The sequence below is a fragment of the Sinorhizobium terangae genome (assembly GCF_009601505.1).
Classification (GTDB): domain Bacteria; phylum Pseudomonadota; class Alphaproteobacteria; order Rhizobiales; family Rhizobiaceae; genus Sinorhizobium; species Sinorhizobium terangae.
This window is the reverse complement of the sequence record NZ_WITC01000090.1, coordinates 114,191-130,837: the sequence shown is the minus strand read 5'-3', so window position 1 is coordinate 130,837 and position 16,647 is coordinate 114,191. Positions and strand designations below refer to the sequence as shown.

Sequence of the window (16,647 nt, the reverse complement as noted above, 5' to 3'; positions counted from 1 at the left end):
CTACTGCATGATGCTCTAATGCGCCTCGTCCCAATTGTGCGCGGCGCGGGCATCGACCTTCAGCGGCACTTTCATGTTAAGCGCCGGCATGGCAGCGTTTTCCATTACCGAGACGATCACCGGAATGGTGCGCTCGATTTCGCTGTCCTCGACCTCGAAGATCAGTTCGTCGTGCACCTGCAGGAGCATCCGTGCGGAGAGCTTCGCCTCGTCAAGAGCCGGCTCCATCTTCACCATGGCGCGGCGGATGATGTCGGCGGCGGAGCCCTGGATCGGCGCATTGATCGACGCGCGTTCGTTGAAGGCGCGATGCGACGGATTGGAGGAGCGGATATCCGGATAGTGGGCACGACGGCCAAAGATCGTTTCGACATAGCCATGCTCGCGAGCAAAGGCCTTGGTGTTCTCCATATAGTCGCGGATGCCGGGGAAGCGCTCGAAATACTTCTTGATGTATTCACTCGCTTCCGAACGCTCGATCGAAAGCTGATTGGCGAGCCCGAAGGCGGAGATGCCGTAGATGATGCCGAAATTGATCGCCTTGGCGCGGCGGCGGATTTCGCCCGGCATGCCGTCGACGGGAACCCCGAACATTTCGGACGCGGTCATCGCGTGGATGTCGACGCCGTCGGCGAAGGCCTGGCGGAGCTGCGGAATGTCCGCCACATGGGCGAGCACCCGAAGCTCGATCTGGCTGTAGTCGGCAGAAACCAGCTTGTGTCCCGGCGTCGCGATGAAGGCCGTCCGGATCTTACGGCCCTCGGCGGTCCTGATCGGAATGTTCTGCAGGTTGGGGTCGGCCGAAGAGAGACGGCCTGTGGTCGTCGCAGCCAGCGCATAGGACGTGTGTACGCGCCGTGTTTCCGGATGCACGAAACCCGGTAACGCATCGGTATAGGTGGATTTCAGTTTGGTGAGCTGGCGCCAGTCGACGATTTTGCGCGGCAGCTCATGGCCTTCGGCGGCAAGCTCCTCCAGAACCTGCGCCGAAGTCGACCATTGGCCGGTCTTGGTTTTGGAGCCGCCCGGCAATCCCATTTTGCCGAAGAGAATGTCGCCGAGCTGCTTTGGCGAGCCGATCGTGAAGTTTTCCCCGGCCAGGCGATAGATCTCGTCCTCGAGCGCCGCAGCACCCTGCGCAAGCTCTCCCGAGAGACGCGAGAGAATCTGGCGATCGACGGTGATGCCGCGCTCCTCCATATGGGCAAGAACGCCGACCAGCGGTCTTTCGAGCCGCTCATAGACGCGCGTCAGCCCCTTGGAGGAAAGTTGCGGCTTCAGGACGTGCCAGAGTCGCAGCGTCACGTCTGCCTCTTCCGCCACATAGGCAGTCGCCCTGTCGATATCGACGAAATCGAACGTGAGCGAAGACCGCCCGCTGCCGGTGATGTCCTTGTAGGCCGTCAGCTTGTGATTGAGCCACCGCTCGGACAGGGAATCCATGCCATGAGCACCATTGCCGGCATCTATGACATAGGACATCAACATGGTGTCGTCGAAGCTTTGCATGGCGATGCCGTGCCGCTTCATCAACAGAAAGTCGAACTTCAGGTTCTGTGCGACCTTCAACACCGACGGATCCTCGAGCAGAGCCTTTAGCCGGCTCAGCGCTTCGCGAACGGGGACCTGATTTTCGAGGAGACCGCCGCCAAGCAGATCGCCGGCGCCATTCTTGTGGATCAGCGGCACGTAAGCCGCCCGGATCTTCGCACCGGAGGGATTGTCGCGATAATCGGCGATCGCCAGCGAAAAGCCGACGAGATCCGCCTGCATGGCGTCGGCCGATGTCGTTGCCACGTCGAAACCAACCACGCCGGCATCGCGCGCATCAGCGATCCATCGGTCGAGCATCGCAAGATCGCGGATCGCGACGTAACCGGAACGATTGAAGGAAGCCTTGGCAAAGAATTCGGCGCGCGCCCGCGCAAGCCCCTGCGGCGTCGCGCCGGTGACGTCCGCATCCTCGGCGCCCGCAACGAAGGAAACGGCCGCCTTGGCCGCCGTTCCGCGCGGCGGAGCGGTGCTCGAGGACTCGGCAGACGGCGGTGGGCCGGCGGCCTCGCCGACATCGAGATCCGGTCCGTGCGCCTCGATGCCCCATTCGATCGGCACATGGGCCGGTTCAATTGCTTCGGCGTCCGTATCCGTCGCCGCCGCGACGCGGCGCGTCAGCGTGTTGAATTCCATGGTCTTCAAGAAGGCGATGAGCTTCGGGCCGTTTTGCGGCTCGAGTCTCAGATCCTCAAGCGGAACGTCGAGAGGGGTATCGTTCTTCAAGGTCACGAGTTCGCGGGAAAGGCGCGCAAGGTCGGCATTGGCGATGATGCTCTCGCGCCGCTTCTGCTGCTTGATCTCGCCGGCGCGTGCAAGCAGCGTATCGAGATCGCCGTATTCTTCGAGCAGTTGGGCAGCGGTTTTCGGTCCGATGCCGGGGATCCCCGGCACGTTGTCGGTCGAATCGCCCGTCATCGCCTGGAGGTCGATCATCTTCTCCGGCGGCACGCCCCATTTTTCGATCACCTCGGGGATCGTGATCTGCTTGTCCTTCATGCTGTCGTACATCGACACCTTCGGCGTCACCAGCTGCATGAGGTCCTTGTCCGAGGAAACGATCGTGACATCGGCACCCGCTTCTTCCGCAAGCCTTGCGTAGGTCGCGATCAGGTCGTCCGCCTCATAGCCTTCCTTCTCGATGCAGGGCAGGTTGAAGGCGCGGGTCGCATGCCGGATCAGCCCGAACTGCGGGATCAGATCTTCGGGCGGCGCCGTACGGTTCGCCTTGTACTGGTCATAAAGCACGTTGCGGAAGGTCTTCGAGGAATAGTCGAAGATCACCGCGAAATGTGTCGGCGCCACCCCAACCGACGTATCGCGCGCGTCGGTCAGGAGCTTCCACAGCATGTTGCAGAAGCCGGCAACCGCATTGACCGGAAGACCGTCGGACTTGCGGTTGAGCGGCGGGATGGCATGGAAGGCCCGGAAGATGAAGCCGGAGCCGTCGACGAGGAAGAGGTGATCACCGTTTTTCATGCGGCCATGGATAGCGCGGGGTGAAGCAAACGTCCATTGCGGTTTTCACCGGCAGTGCCTATCTCGAGCTAACGCGGGGCAGACGCCGACGCCGCCCGAAGGCTCACGGAAACGTTACACATTTGTAATGTGCGATTCAGTCGGACAATCCTTGAAAAGCCACATTTGGCTCCTCAAATTATTATCGAACGGCACTGCAATGATGCCGTCGTCTGGTGATTGGCCTGTCCCCCGCCCGCACCAGATGTGGACAAAGGCCTTATCCCCCTCTCCGGGCCTTTGTCCTGCTTTCAAAGAACCGTCACGGCGCCGCCTCCGCGCCGCGACGGTTTTTTGTTGCGCAGTTTTCGCTCGCCTCCGCGCCGCCTACAGTGCCGCGCGTCTTAAATCGGGCGCCCATTCAAGGAAGCACGCATGGGCTCAAATCCCTGTGAAGTCAGGGTAAATCGGCTCCATCGCCGGCTTTGTAACTTGTCTTCGCCCCGGTTCACGCGTACCCATAGGCCATGGCCTTCAATCGTATGGAATCTGCGACATACCTGGCCAGCCTGCTGGCAAAAGGCTTTTCGCGCGCCCTGCAGGAGCGGGGCCAGAAGCTCGGCTTCGCGCCCGGCCAGTTTCCGGTTCTGCTTGAACTCTGGTCCGAGGAGGGCCTGACGCAAAAGCAGCTCCTCGCTCGGCTGGACATCGAGCAGGCGACCATGGCCAACACGCTCGCGCGCATGGAGCGCGACGGGCTCATCACCCGCCGCAAGCACCCGAGCGACAGGCGCTCGCAACAAATCTTCCTGACGGAACGGGCGAGAGAGATCGAAGCGGCGGCGAAGGAAGCGGCAATCGCGGCGGAGCAATCGCTGCTGTCGGGCTTTCGCCGCTTCGAACGGGAGCTGATGCTCGAATTCATGCGCATGGCACTCGCCAATACCGCGCGCAACGGCGACGCTTCCTGAACCCGCGAAGGACAGCTTTATCGCTGGATCAACGATTTAGCCTGAAGCCGCACGCAGTCGATTCTCAGCACGCCGCGCAGCCAAATGGCCGCGGCAATACCTTGAGATGTACAAAATCCTTCTCTGAAACCGATTTCGTTTTTTCGGGGTTATAGGCTAGGTTCCGCGCGAAACGCACATAAGGATTTCGCATGATGGCAGATATCATTCCCGTTCTGGAGCGCGCCGACGCCAACCTTCCGAAGAGCCTCGACCGGCTTTTCGACCTCGTCCGCATCAAGTCCATTTCCACCGACCCGGCCTTCAAGGCGGAGTGCCGCAAGGCGGCCGAGTGGCTGGTCGCGGAACTGAACGGGCTCGGCTTCACTGCCTCCGTGCGCGAGACGCCCGGCCATCCGATGGTCGTCGCCCACCACGTCGGCGCAAAGGCCAGCGCTCCGCACGTGCTGTTCTACGGCCACTACGACGTGCAGCCGGTCGATCCTCTGAACCTGTGGGACGCACCTCCGTTCGAACCGGCGATCAAGGAGATCGAGCCGGGGCGTAAGGTCATCACCGGCCGCGGCACGTCCGACGACAAGGGCCAGTTGATGACTTTCCTCGAAGCGGTGCGCGCCTACAAGGAAATCCACGACGCGCTTCCCTGCCGGATCACCATTCTCTTCGAAGGCGAGGAAGAGTCGGGCTCGCCGTCGCTGAAGCCCTTCCTTGAGGCCAATGCCGCCGAACTCAAGGCCGACTATGCGCTCGTCTGCGACACGAGCATGTGGGACAGCGAGACGCCGGCGATTTCCGCAGGACTGCGCGGGCTCGTCGGCGAGGAGATCGTCATCAAGGCAGCAGATCGCGATCTGCACTCGGGCTATTTCGGCGGCGCGGCAGCCAACCCGATCCACATCCTGACCGGTATTCTTGCCGGCCTTCACGATGAGACGGGCCGCATCACGCTCGAAAACTTCTACGATGGCGTCGAAGAGACGCCCGCCCAGATCAAGGCGTCCTGGGACACGCTCGGCCAGACGGCCGAGAAATTCCTCGGCCAGATTGGTCTGTCGATCCCCTCCGGCGAGAAGGGACGTTCCGTGCTCGAACTGACCTGGGCGCGCCCGACGGCCGAGGTCAACGGCATCACCGGCGGCTATACGGGCGAAGGCTTCAAGACGGTGATCGCGGCGCAGGCATCGGCCAAGGTGTCGTTCCGGCTCGTCGGCCATCAGGATCCGGCCAAGATCCGCGAAACCCTCCGCGCCTATGTCCGGTCGAAGGTGCCGGCGGACTGCTCGGTCGAGTTCCACGCCCATGGCGGTTCACCGGCGATCCACCTGCCCTATGATTCGTCCTTGCTGAACACGGCGAAGATGGCCCTTTCCGACGAATGGCCGAAACCGGCGGTCGTCATCGGCATGGGCGGTTCGATCCCGATCGTTGGCGATTTCCAGAGGATGCTCGGCATCGAATCGCTGCTTGTCGGCTTCGGCCTTTCCGACGACCGCATCCATTCACCGAACGAGAAATACGAGCTCACGTCCTTCCACAAGGGTATCCGCTCGTGGATCCGCATCCTCGACGCGCTGGCCGCCTGATTGCCTCTCTCAAACCGTGGCGGAGCTTTCGCCACGGTTTGCCAAAGGGGACCCCGCAATGCCTTCACGTTTACACATCCCTGGCCTTGGACCCGCTTGCATCTTTCCGGATGAGCATCGGATATCCGGTCATCGCTGCTTGACCTCGTGGCTGCAGGATGCTTCCCTTTTCAAAACAATCAGAATGGGGAAATGGGCTGTTGGCTAGGTCGACGACCGAGACATCGCGTTGCGGACGCGGCCCTTTTGGAATGCGGAACAGGGATGGCATACTTCGCCGTCCTCCAAGGTCCCCTGTCAACCTCGCCCGCGGAAACACCCTGGCGCTGGCATGGAGAGGTTAAAAGCCTATCTTTGGCCCGCCGTCGGACTGGCGGCGATCCTGATTTCGGGCAATGCGCTCTACCATGAACTGCGAGGCCTTTCGGTCGATGAGTTCATCGCCAGTTTCCAGGCGATCTCGCTCGGAAGCTGGCTGCTTGCCATCGGCGCGACCCTCGTCGCCTACGCGGCACTTGCCGCCTATGACAAACTCGCACTCGATCATCTCGGCCACCATCACATTTCCATCTGGTACATTACGGTCTGCTCGTTCACGACCTACGCGCTCTCGCACAATCTCGGCGCGTCGGTGTTTTCAGGCGCCGTGGTGCGCTACCGGGCCTACCGGTCGAAGGGACTGACGGCCGGCGAGGTCGGCATCCTCGTCGCCTTCTGCTCCTTCACCTTCACGCTCGGCACGCTGACGCTGTCGGCCATCGTTCTGTTGGCGAAGCCCGACATCATCGAACGCTTTGCGGAATTCCTGCCGATCGAGATGTCGCTGACCTCCGGGGTCATCATCCTCGTGCTCATCGGCCTTTACGTGCTCGGCAGCCTGATCGGCCTTCGCCCGATCCGCACGCGCTGGTTCCAGCTTCACTATCCAAGACCCGCGATCGTTCTCAGGCAGTTGGTGATAGGTCCCGTCGAACTCCTCGGCGCCGCCGGCATCATCTATTTCGCACTGCCAGAGGTCGGCAATCCCGGCTACATCGTCATTCTCGGCATCTTTCTCGCCTCCTTCTCGGCAGCGCTGCTGTCGCATGCGCCCGGCGGACTCGGCGTACTCGAGCTCGTCTTCATCGCGGCGCTGCCGGAGGTGGATCCGGCCGGCGTGCTGGCGGCACTCGCGATTTTCCGACTGCTCTACCTCCTCGTGCCGTTCGTCATGGCGCTCGTTGTCATCCTGATCTACGAGCGCTTGCGCTTCCTGGCGCAACGAAACGGCGGCATGCCGTAGCCGGCGGCCGAATCCCTGAAAGGCCGCTGCAGGGAGTCGATCAGGGCACGTCACAGACGGCAGGTACTGCCTGCTCGATCGGCCCCTCCACCTCCTTGAGCCGCGCCGTCTCGATCTGATAGGGCGTGAAGGGCGGCGCCTGCTGCGCCGGATTGATGATGCGGGCGACATAGCAGCCGGCAAATAGACGGATCTTTTGAGGCCGCTCGATGGATTTGACCGCGACGGGAATGCCGGCATAGACGCTGCCGGCTGCACCCTCGGTCGTCACCTTTCCAACCCTGACCTCGACCGAAACGGTATTCGCATAGCCGCGCGAGAAATCCGCGAACCCCCCGACCGGCTGCGTGTCGGCGAAATAACCATAGGCGCGGGCATATTCCTTGCGGTTGATGGCGTTGTAGAGCGAACGCACGAGCGCGGCGCCGTCGGAGCGATCGTCGATATAGGGGAGCGCCTCCTCGGCCGAGGCTTCGGCCTTCACCACCGCGAGGGCTGCAAATGCGATCGCTGCCGTCAAACAAACCTTCATCGCCTTCTCCTTAACCGAAGGCCTATTCAAGACCCGGCAAGTGGCAGCCAGAAGGCAAGACAGGTTTCGCTGCCCGCGATGGCCGAGTGCGGAAGCGATGCGGGATCACTTCGGCGGCAGGCCGGCCTTGCGCCTCGCGACGACATGCTCGCGCCAGACCGTGAAGATGCCGGCTGCGACCACCAGGATGGATCCCAGAATCATGTTTGCCGTCAGCGTCTCGCCGAAGATGGTGACGCCCATGATCGAAGCGAAGACGAGTTGCAGATAGGTGAGCGGCTGGACGGCGACGGCATCGAGCATGTCGTAGGCGCGAATCAGGAAATAGTGACTGGAGGTCCCGGTGATGCAGAGCAGCAGCATCCAGCCCCAATCGGTCGGCGCCAGCGCCGTCCAGAAGAACGGGCCCACCAGGCTGATCGCAGCCGCGCCGACGATGCCGGTGTAGAAGAAGCTCGTCATCGCCGAATCGCCGCCGCGGCTCGCCAGTCGCGTAGCGATAATATAGATGGAAAACATCAGCGCCGCCGAGAGCGGCAGCAGAAAGCTCATGTCGAAGCCGCCCTGTTGCGGCTTCAGAATCAGGAGCACGCCGACAAGGCCCGCCGAAATCGCCGCCCAGCGCCGCCAGCCGACCCGCTCGCCAAGAAGCGGCATGGACAGGAGCGCAACGAAGAGCGGGGTGGCCGCCAGGATCGCCTGCGAATGCGCCAGGCCGACGATCGTGAAGGCGGTGATGACGATCACGATCTGCGCCGGCAGCAACACGCCACGCAGCACCTGCAGCGCCGGCTTCTTCGTCACGATCGTCGCCTTGAGCCCGCCCGGCGCCCGCGCCGCCAGCACCACGGCAAAGGCGGCAAAGGCCCAATAGCGGATCATCGACACGAAGACCGGCGGATAGATGGCGCCAAGATGCTTGGAAATGCCGTCCTGGATCGCGAAGATAACGATCGCAAGAAGCGCGAAGACGTAGCCGTTTGCCCTGGATTTCATGACGAGTCTGATATACCGGCGCCGGGCGTGGAGCCATGGCTTTTTCGGTGTGCGGTCGGCTGATACAAAAAGACCCCGAGCCGGGAGGAGGTGGCTCGGGGTCCTTGAACTCGATCGGTTCCTGGGAGGAGGAGTGAAACCGATCCGTGATCGGGCGCCGCGGGAGGAGGTGCAGCGCTTCGATGAGTTGAAGATAAATCATTTCGGCTGATTTAATACCGTCAATGCTGCAATGCAGCAATGCGTTTGACGCAGGGCAAAATGGCAGGGGTAAAGTGGTAAGGCTGCGAACCAGAATTTGGTCGCGCTTAAGTTTGTAAATTCGGCAGTCAAAATGGCCCGAACTCATTGATCGGCAACTCTTAACTCCCCCTTAAATTGCCGCATTTAGAGTCCAACGCATCGGCCGGTGCGGCGAGATGAGATCGAACCGCACGACAGCAATGGCGCCGCCGGGGATCGCTTTCGAGCGATCAAGGTCCGGCCTCAAGGGGACATATCCTTCCGGCATGGCAGCACGCGGCAAATCAGGACAACGAATCGAACCTTCCTTCGGCGGCGTCGACAGCGATGACGACGATTTGCGCGTCGAGGCGAGCGACCGCGTGAGCGGAAGCGCCCGCCGGCCCGCCCGCGGCAAGTCCGAATCAGGCAAGCGAAAGGCTCGCGGCAAGCGCGGCAGTCAGCGCGGCTCCGGCAGCGGCGGCGGCTTTTTCGGCCTCGTGCGCAGGCTCGCCTATTGGTGCATCGTGCTCGGCATATGGGGCGCAATCGGTATCGGTGGGCTGGTGCTCTATTACGGCGCGCGGATGCCGAGCGCCACCAGTTGGTCGATCCCAGACCGGCCGCCGAATGTCAAAATCCTTTCGGTCAGTGGCGACATCATCGCCAATCGCGGCGCGACGGGCGGCGAGGCGCTGTCGCTCGAAAACATGTCGCCCTACATCCCGCAAGCGGTGATCGCCATCGAGGATCGCCGCTTCTATTCGCATTTCGGCGTCGATCCGCTGGGCTTGGCGCGCGCCATGCTGACCAATCTGACGACCGGCCGCATGGTCCAGGGCGGCTCAACGCTAACGCAGCAGCTCGCCAAGAACCTGTTCCTTTCGCCCGAGCGCACGCTGGAGCGCAAGGTGCAGGAGGTGCTGCTCGCCTTGTGGCTGGAGCAGAAATACTCCAAGGACCAGATTCTCGCGATGTATCTCAATCGCGTGTTCTTCGGTTCCAACGCCTATGGCGTCGAGGCGGCGTCGAGGCGCTACTTCAACAAGTCGGCGCGTGACGTCAATCTCGGCGAGGCGGCCGTGCTCGCCGGGCTGCTCAAGGCGCCTTCCCGCCTCTCGCCCGCCCGCGACCCTGACGCCGCCGAGGAGCGCGCGCAGGTGGTGCTCGGTGCGATGCGCGAGGAAGGCTTCGTTACCGACGCCGAGATCAAGACGGCCATGTCGCAGACGCCCACCAAGGCCAAGAGCTTCTGGTCGGGCGCCGAGCACTATGTCGCCGACATGGTCATGGACCAGCTTCCCGGCATGATCGGTGAAATCAATCAGGACCTGGTGATCGACACGACGATCGACCTGACGCTCGAAAAGAAAGCCGAGGAAGCCATTTCCGCGACACTCGATGCAGAGGGCGGGAAGCTCAACGCTTCACAAGCCGCCCTCGTGTCGATTGACGGCACGGGCGCCATCCGGGCATTGGTCGGCGGCCGCGACTATGCCGAAAGCCAGTTCGACCGCGCCTCCAAGGCCAAGCGCCAGCCGGGCTCTGCCTTCAAGCCCTTCGTCTATGCGGCAGCCCTCGAGATCGGCCGCACGCCCATGTCGGTCCGGAACGACGCGCCGGTCCGGATCGGCAACTGGACGCCCGAAAACTACGATCAGAAATACCGCGGCGAGGTCACGCTTGCCGACGCGCTCGCCAACTCGCTGAACACGATCGCGGCCGCGCTCGTCATGGAGGTGGGCCCGCAGAACGTGGTCAAGCTCGCGCATCGGCTCGGGATCGATTCGGAGATGCAGGCGAACGCTTCGATTGCGCTCGGCACGTCTGAAGTGAGTCTCGTGGAGCTTACCTCCTCCTACGCACCTTTCATGAATGGCGGCTTCAAGGCGACCCCGCACGTCATCCGCCGCATCTCCACCGCCGACGGCACGGTGCTCTACGAAAATACCTACGATAATCCGCCGCGCGTGCTCGACCCGGCGATCGTCAGCGAGATGAACCAGATGATGGTGCGCGTGCTGACGGACGGCACCGGCAAGAAGGCTCGCATCAAGGGCTGGGAGGCGGCCGGCAAGACGGGCACGACGCAATCCTTCCGTGACGCACTCTTCGTCGGCTTTACCTCTAATCTGACGACCGGCGTCTGGTTCGGCAATGACGACGGCAAGTCGATGAAGAAGGTCACCGGCGGCGGGCTTCCCGCCAAGGCCTGGCATGACTTCATGACCGCTGCCCACGAGGGTCTGTCGCCCTCGCCGCTGTTCGGGACGACCGGCGTGCAGCCCATGTTCGACAACGGTGGCGCGGTCGCCGGCCCCGGCACCCTGCCCGACGGTTTCGCAACCGCCAATCCCGATGCGTTTCCCGAGCCGCCGGCAAGCGTGGACGGCACGGCCGCCATCGAACAGGTGCGACCCGCCAGCGGTGAGAGCGCCGGGCCCATCCCGCCCGCGGGTGTCGGCGAGACGACCGGCGCGACCCGCCGGACGACGCTATTCGAGCTGTTGACCGGCGGTTGAGCCGTCGCGCCGACTGCGCCTTTCGACCGGATTCGCCGAAGGTGCCAACGTGCCGTGCCGATATCGCTTCATCCCGCGATCAAGAGCGCTTGCTTTTGCCCCTGATCCCCCCGCAGAATGCCTTGCAGTCCGAAACGCCGGTCCTTATATACGCCGCATCGACGCAGCCTCGGCTGCAATGAAATCCAAAGACCATCCCGTTAGGGGCTGTCCCATGAATGCCTGACCGGGTTCCGACAGTCCGCTGCAAGGAGAGAACGACATGGCTAAAGTTATTGGTATTGACCTGGGAACGACCAACTCCTGCGTCGCCGTCATGGACGGTAAGGACGCGAAGGTGATCGAAAACGCCGAGGGCGCGCGCACGACCCCCTCGATGGTGGCATTCACCGACGACGGCGAACGTCTCGTCGGCCAGCCGGCCAAGCGCCAGGCCGTCACCAATCCGGAAAACACTCTTTTTGCGATCAAACGTCTGATCGGCCGTACCTTCCAGGATCCGACCACCCAGAAGGACAAGGGGATGGTCCCCTACAAGATCACCAAGGCCGACAATGGCGATGCCTGGGTCGAAGCGCACGGTAAAGGCTACTCGCCGTCGCAGATCTCCGCCATGATCCTTCAGAAGATGAAGGAAACCGCCGAATCCTACCTCGGCGAGAAGGTCGAGAAGGCCGTCATCACCGTTCCGGCCTACTTCAACGACGCCCAGCGCCAGGCCACCAAGGATGCCGGCAAGATCGCCGGCCTCGAAGTGCTGCGCATTATCAACGAGCCGACCGCTGCCGCGCTCGCCTATGGCCTCGACAAGAAGGACGGCAAGACGATCGCCGTCTACGACCTTGGCGGCGGCACCTTCGATATCTCGGTTCTGGAAATCGGCGACGGCGTCTTCGAAGTGAAGTCGACCAATGGCGACACCTTCCTCGGCGGTGAAGACTTCGACATGCGTCTCGTCGAATATCTCGCCGGCGAGTTCAAGAAGGAACAGGGCATCGACCTCAAAAACGACAAGCTCGCGCTGCAGCGCCTCAAGGAAGCTGCGGAAAAGGCGAAGATCGAGCTGTCGTCCTCGCAGCAGACCGAAATCAACCTGCCGTTCATCACGGCCGATGCATCCGGTCCGAAGCACCTGACGATGAAGCTGTCGCGCGCCAAGTTCGAGAGCCTGGTCGACGACCTCGTCCAGAAGACCATCGCGCCCTGCAAGGCGGCGTTGAAGGATGCCGGTGTTTCGGCTGCCGAAATCGACGAAGTCGTTCTCGTCGGCGGCATGACCCGCATGCCGAAGGTCCAGGAAACCGTCAAGCAGCTATTCGGCAAGGAGCCGCACAAGGGCGTCAACCCGGATGAGGTGGTCGCCATGGGTGCCGCGATCCAGGCCGGCGTTCTGCAAGGCGACGTCAAGGACGTTCTGCTTCTCGACGTGACTCCGCTGTCGCTCGGCATCGAAACGCTCGGTGGCGTCTTCACCCGCCTGATCGAACGCAACACGACGATCCCGACCAAGAAGTCGCAAACCTTCTCGACGGCTGACGACAACCAGTCTGCTGTGACGATCCGCGTCTCGCAGGGCGAGCGTGAAATGGCGGCCGACAACAAGCTGCTCGGCCAGTTCGACCTCGTCGGCATCCCGCCGGCGCCGCGCGGCGTGCCGCAGATCGAAGTCACCTTCGACATCGACGCCAACGGCATCGTGCAGGTTTCCGCCAAGGACAAGGGTACCGGCAAGGAACACCAGATCCGCATCCAGGCATCCGGTGGTCTCTCCGATGCCGACATCGAGAAGATGGTCAAGGACGCCGAAGCCAATGCCGAGGCCGACAAGAAGCGCCGCGAGACCGTCGAAGCCCGGAACCAGGCGGAGAGCTTGATCCATTCTTCGGAGAAGTCGCTGAAGGAATACGGCGACAAGGTTTCGGAAACCGACCGCAAGGCGATCAGCGACGCGATCGCTGCCCTGAAGGCCGCAACCGAGGTTTCCGAGCCCGACGCCGAGGACATCAAGGCCAAGACCAATACGCTTATGGAAGTTTCCATGAAGCTCGGTCAGGCGATCTATGAGGCACAGCAGGCCGAAGCCGCCCATGCGGATGCCGCAGCGGACGCCGCCCGCGACGACGACGTCGTCGACGCCGACTTCGAAGAGGTCAAGGACGAAGACGGCCGCAAGCGGTCGGCATAAGGCATCTTTCGATCGTGACATCACAGGAGCCCGGGAGCGATCCCGGGCTTTTTTGATGCCCGATCGACCGCCGGCATGCGGTCGATCAGATGCCGGCGACGACGCAACAGGCCGCGCGAGCGCCTTTTTCGACAAAAAACCACGCGTACCCCGAGTTGGCTATGGTATCGCGCTTCAAGGTTTACTAAATCCTGTGGCAAGATAATCAGGCAGCCGCCGGATCCCCGCGCTGGCACGCCTTGTCAATGGGACATTCTTTGAAGCATGAAACGTGATCTTTACGAAACGCTCGGCGTTGCAAGAAGTGCGGATGAGAAGGAGCTGAAAAGCGCCTTCCGCAAACTGGCGATGAAATATCATCCGGACAAGAACCCGGGCGACGCTGAAGCTGAAAAGTCTTTCAAAGAGATCAACGAAGCCTACGAAACGCTGAAGGACCCGCAGAAGCGCGCGGCCTATGACCGCTACGGTCACGCTGCATTCGAGCAGGGCGGCATGGGCGGCGGCTTCGGCAACGGATTTGCGGGCGGCGGTGCCGGGGGCTTCTCCGACATCTTCGAGGACATCTTCGGCGAGATGATGGGCGGCGGCCGCCAGCGGCGCTCCGCCGGCGGGCGCGAGCGCGGCGCCGATCTTCGCTACAACATGGAAATCTCGCTCGAAGAGGCCTATTCCGGCAAGACGGCGCAGATCCGCGTGCCAACGTCGATCACCTGTGACGTCTGCAGCGGCAGCGGCGCCAAGCCCGGCACGAGCCCGAAAACCTGCGCGACCTGTCAGGGCTCCGGCCGCGTACGCGCAGCGCAGGGCTTCTTCTCGATCGAGCGCACCTGCCCGACCTGCGGCGGCCGCGGCCAGACGATCACCGATCCCTGCACCAAATGTCACGGCCAGGGCCGGGTCATGGAGGAGCGTACGCTTTCGGTCAACATTCCGGCCGGTATCGAGGACGGGACGCGCATTCGGCTCTCGGGCGAAGGTGAAGCCGGCCTTCGCGGCGGCCCGGCGGGCGACCTCTATATTTTCCTCTCGGTCAAACCGCATGAATTCTACCAGCGCGACGGCGCCGACCTTTATTGCAGCGTGCCGATCTCGATGACGACGGCGGCGCTCGGCGGCAAATTCGACGTGGCAACGCTCGATGGCACCAAGTCCCGCGTCACCGTGCCGGAAGGCACGCAGGCCGGTAAACAGTTCCGTCTGAAGGGCAAGGGCATGCCGGTGCTGCGCTCCAGCCAAAGCGGCGACCTCTACATCCAGATCCAGATCGAGACGCCGCAGAAGCTGACCAAGCGTCAGCGCGAGCTCTTGCAGGAGTTCGAGCAGATCTCGTCCAAGGAGAACAATCCGGAGTCGACGGGCTTTTTCGCCCGGATGAAGGATTTCTTCGACACGCTCAGCGACTGATATCGGTTCGAACACGACGCACCGCCGTCCCCCGACCTGAAAACCCTTGGGGCGTTTCGCTGTCTCGTTGAGACAGCGAAGCGCCCCACTCTTTTGAGCAGCCTCAATGCCGGGTGGAAAACTGTCACATGTCCTGGAGCCGATCAGCCGAACAGGCCTGCGGCGTAGTAGGAAAGCGCGGCGATCCCGGCAGCCGCCGGCATGGTGATCACCCAGGCGATGACGATGTTGCCGGCCAGACCCCAGCGCACGGCCGAGACGCGCCGTGCCGATCCGACGCCGATGATGGCGCCGGTGATCGTGTGCGTGGTCGAGACCGGAATGCCGAGCCAGGTGGCGCCGAACAGCGTGATGGCACCACCCGTTTCGGCGCAGAAGCCCTGCATCGGGTTGAGCTTGGTGATCTTCGATCCCATCGTGTGGACGATCCTCCAGCCGCCGAACAGCGTGCCAAGGGCGATCGCCGCCTGGCAGGTGATGACCACCCAGAAGGGCACGTAGAATTCAGACCCGAGATAGCCCTGGGAGAAGAGAAGCACGGCGATGATGCCCATGGTCTTCTGCGCGTCGTTGCCGCCGTGTCCCAGCGAATAGAGCGAGGCGGAAACGAACTGCAGCACCCGAAACGTGCTGTCGACGGCAAAAGGCGTCTGGCGCACGAAGAGCCAGGACACGATCAGGACGAGAAGCAGCGCGAGGAAAAACCCGATGGCGGGCGACATGACGATTGCCCCGGCAGTTTTGAGAAGGCCGTTCCACACGATGGAACTGAAGCCGGCCCTGGCGAGGCCAGCTCCGACGAGGCCGCCGACGAGTGCGTGCGAGGAACTCGACGGAATCCCGAACAGCCAAGTGACGATGTTCCAGACGATCGCGCCCATCAGCGCCGCGAAGATGACCTGCGGCGTAACTATCCCGGGATCGATGATGCCCTTCCCGAGCGTTTCGGCCACGTGGAGGCCGAAAAAGAGAAAAGCGATGAAGTTGAAGAAGGCTGCCCAGAGGACCGCATATTGCGGCCTCAGCACCCGGGTCGAGACGATGGTCGCGATCGAGTTGGCCGCGTCGTGCAGTCCGTTGAGGAAATCGAAGAACAGCGCGACGGCGATGAGCCCCACGAGCAGCGGGAAGGCGAGCGTCGCATCCATCAGACGTTCTCGATCACGATGCCGCTGATTTCGTTTGCCACGTCCTCGAAGCGATCGACGACTTTCTCCAGTTCGCCGTAGATTTCGCTGCCTATGATGTAAGCCATGGGGTTGGTGGCGCCGTGGCGCTGGAACAGATCCTTGAGCCCCTGCTCGTGCAAGTCATCGGAGCGACCTTCGACACGGGTCACTTCCTCGGCAATGGTGCTGAGGCGATGGGCATTCGCACCGATCCGGTTGAGCAAGGGTATCGCCTCGGCAACGAGATGGGCCGCCTGTACCACTGCGGCACCCATTTCCTGCATGCCGGGATCGAAGCTTTTCTGCTCGTAGAGCCGGATCGTCTTCACCGTCTTGTGCATCATGTCGATCGCGTCATCCATCGACTGGATGAGATCCTTGATGTCGCCACGGTCGAAGGGGGTGATGAAACTCCGGCGAACCGCCAGCAAAACTTCGCGGGTGATCTCGTCGGCTTCATGCTCGAGCGCGACGATGCGATCGCAATGGCGATCGATGTCCGGTCCCCCGGCGAGCAAGGCATTCAGCGCTTCCGCTGCTCCCATGACTGTGCGCGAGTGCTGTGCGAAGAGATCAAAGAATCTATCCTCGCGGGGAAGAAGCTTGCGAAACAAAGCGATCATTATCGATGCATCCAACCGTCGATTGTCATAAAACTGTCATATTGTACCCGCGATCCCAAGGAAAGTTCCGAGGCGAAAGAAAACAAAGGCTTCCCCCAGCGGATTCAGGGCCGGGCTCGAACATCCTTTCGCCTTGCCTTGGCGTC

Annotated in this window: 11 protein-coding genes; 6 read left to right on the top strand and 5 right to left on the bottom strand. The window is 62.3% G+C overall.

Translation table 11 applies throughout. The annotated features are described in order from the left end of the window. Window positions 1–15: 15 nt before the first annotated feature. Window positions 16–3,030: a DNA polymerase I gene (gene polA / locus GHK62_RS21760; RefSeq protein ID WP_153441167.1), complete on the bottom strand. Its 3,015-nt coding sequence runs from the start codon at window positions 3,028–3,030 to the stop codon at window positions 16–18. Window positions 3,031–3,536: 506 nt separating this feature from the next. Between polA and GHK62_RS21755 the strand changes: the two genes are divergently transcribed. From GHK62_RS21755 to GHK62_RS21745, 3 genes are all read left to right on the top strand, one after another. Next, the gene (locus GHK62_RS21755; protein ID WP_153441166.1) at window positions 3,537–3,980 is read left to right on the top strand and encodes a MarR family winged helix-turn-helix transcriptional regulator; all 444 of its coding nucleotides are present in this window, start codon (window positions 3,537–3,539) and stop codon (window positions 3,978–3,980) included. A 191-nt stretch (window positions 3,981–4,171) separates the two neighbouring features. Continuing rightward, window positions 4,172–5,563, top strand: coding sequence for a M20/M25/M40 family metallo-hydrolase (locus tag GHK62_RS21750; RefSeq protein ID WP_153441165.1), 1,392 nt, complete (start codon window positions 4,172–4,174; stop codon window positions 5,561–5,563). A gap of 331 nt (window positions 5,564–5,894) precedes the next feature. Beyond that, window positions 5,895–6,845 carry a lysylphosphatidylglycerol synthase transmembrane domain-containing protein gene (locus GHK62_RS21745; protein WP_153441164.1) on the top strand — a complete coding sequence of 317 codons (951 nt, stop codon included), beginning with the start codon at window positions 5,895–5,897 and terminating at the stop codon, window positions 6,843–6,845. Between the two features lie 40 nt (window positions 6,846–6,885). Here the strand turns inward: GHK62_RS21745 and GHK62_RS21740 are convergent, their stop codons facing one another. Together GHK62_RS21740 and GHK62_RS21735 are read right to left on the bottom strand one after the other, a co-directional pair. Then, window positions 6,886–7,377, bottom strand: coding sequence for a hypothetical protein (locus GHK62_RS21740; RefSeq protein WP_153441163.1), 492 nt, complete (start codon window positions 7,375–7,377; stop codon window positions 6,886–6,888). Between the two features lie 105 nt (window positions 7,378–7,482). Next, window positions 7,483–8,373, bottom strand: coding sequence for a DMT family transporter (locus GHK62_RS21735; RefSeq protein WP_153441162.1), 891 nt, complete (start codon window positions 8,371–8,373; stop codon window positions 7,483–7,485). 509 nt (window positions 8,374–8,882) lie between these two features. On the opposite strand from GHK62_RS21735, the gene GHK62_RS21730 reads away from it, so the two are divergent. The 3 genes from GHK62_RS21730 (at window position 8,883) to dnaJ (ending at window position 14,709) form a co-directional block, all read left to right on the top strand. Next, on the top strand, window positions 8,883–11,117 hold the full coding sequence (locus GHK62_RS21730) for a transglycosylase domain-containing protein (RefSeq protein WP_167528323.1): 2,235 nt from the start codon (window positions 8,883–8,885) through the stop codon (window positions 11,115–11,117). A 262-nt stretch (window positions 11,118–11,379) separates the two neighbouring features. Continuing rightward, complete coding sequence (gene dnaK / locus GHK62_RS21725; RefSeq protein ID WP_153441161.1) at window positions 11,380–13,302, top strand: molecular chaperone DnaK; 1,923 nt, start codon at window positions 11,380–11,382, stop codon at window positions 13,300–13,302. Window positions 13,303–13,566: 264 nt separating this feature from the next. Beyond that, window positions 13,567–14,709 carry a molecular chaperone DnaJ gene (gene dnaJ, locus GHK62_RS21720; RefSeq protein WP_153441160.1) on the top strand — a complete coding sequence of 381 codons (1,143 nt, stop codon included), beginning with the start codon at window positions 13,567–13,569 and terminating at the stop codon, window positions 14,707–14,709. Window positions 14,710–14,852: 143 nt separating this feature from the next. Here dnaJ and GHK62_RS21715 read toward each other — a convergent pair whose 3' ends face one another. Together GHK62_RS21715 and GHK62_RS21710 are read right to left on the bottom strand one after the other, a co-directional pair. Beyond that, window positions 14,853–15,857, bottom strand: coding sequence for an inorganic phosphate transporter (locus tag GHK62_RS21715; RefSeq protein WP_153441159.1), 1,005 nt, complete (start codon window positions 15,855–15,857; stop codon window positions 14,853–14,855). Then, window positions 15,857–16,501 carry a DUF47 domain-containing protein gene (locus GHK62_RS21710; RefSeq protein ID WP_153441158.1) on the bottom strand — a complete coding sequence of 215 codons (645 nt, stop codon included), beginning with the start codon at window positions 16,499–16,501 and terminating at the stop codon, window positions 15,857–15,859. Before GHK62_RS21710 ends, GHK62_RS21715 begins: the two co-directional genes overlap by 1 nt. Window positions 16,502–16,647 lie beyond the last annotated feature (146 nt).

Coding starts and splice junctions, on each gene's coding strand:
- polA (WP_153441167.1), bottom strand. CDS start 3,030: ATGAAAAACGGTGATCACCTCTTCCTCGTCGACGGCTCCGGCTTCATC.
- GHK62_RS21755 (WP_153441166.1), top strand. CDS start 3,537: ATGGCCTTCAATCGTATGGAATCTGCGACATACCTGGCCAGCCTGCTG.
- GHK62_RS21750 (WP_153441165.1), top strand. CDS start 4,172: ATGATGGCAGATATCATTCCCGTTCTGGAGCGCGCCGACGCCAACCTT.
- GHK62_RS21745 (WP_153441164.1), top strand. CDS start 5,895: ATGGAGAGGTTAAAAGCCTATCTTTGGCCCGCCGTCGGACTGGCGGCG.
- GHK62_RS21740 (WP_153441163.1), bottom strand. CDS start 7,377: ATGAAGGTTTGTTTGACGGCAGCGATCGCATTTGCAGCCCTCGCGGTG.
- GHK62_RS21735 (WP_153441162.1), bottom strand. CDS start 8,373: ATGAAATCCAGGGCAAACGGCTACGTCTTCGCGCTTCTTGCGATCGTT.
- GHK62_RS21730 (WP_167528323.1), top strand. CDS start 8,883: ATGGCAGCACGCGGCAAATCAGGACAACGAATCGAACCTTCCTTCGGC.
- dnaK (WP_153441161.1), top strand. CDS start 11,380: ATGGCTAAAGTTATTGGTATTGACCTGGGAACGACCAACTCCTGCGTC.
- dnaJ (WP_153441160.1), top strand. CDS start 13,567: ATGAAACGTGATCTTTACGAAACGCTCGGCGTTGCAAGAAGTGCGGAT.
- GHK62_RS21715 (WP_153441159.1), bottom strand. CDS start 15,857: ATGGATGCGACGCTCGCCTTCCCGCTGCTCGTGGGGCTCATCGCCGTC.
- GHK62_RS21710 (WP_153441158.1), bottom strand. CDS start 16,501: ATGATCGCTTTGTTTCGCAAGCTTCTTCCCCGCGAGGATAGATTCTTT.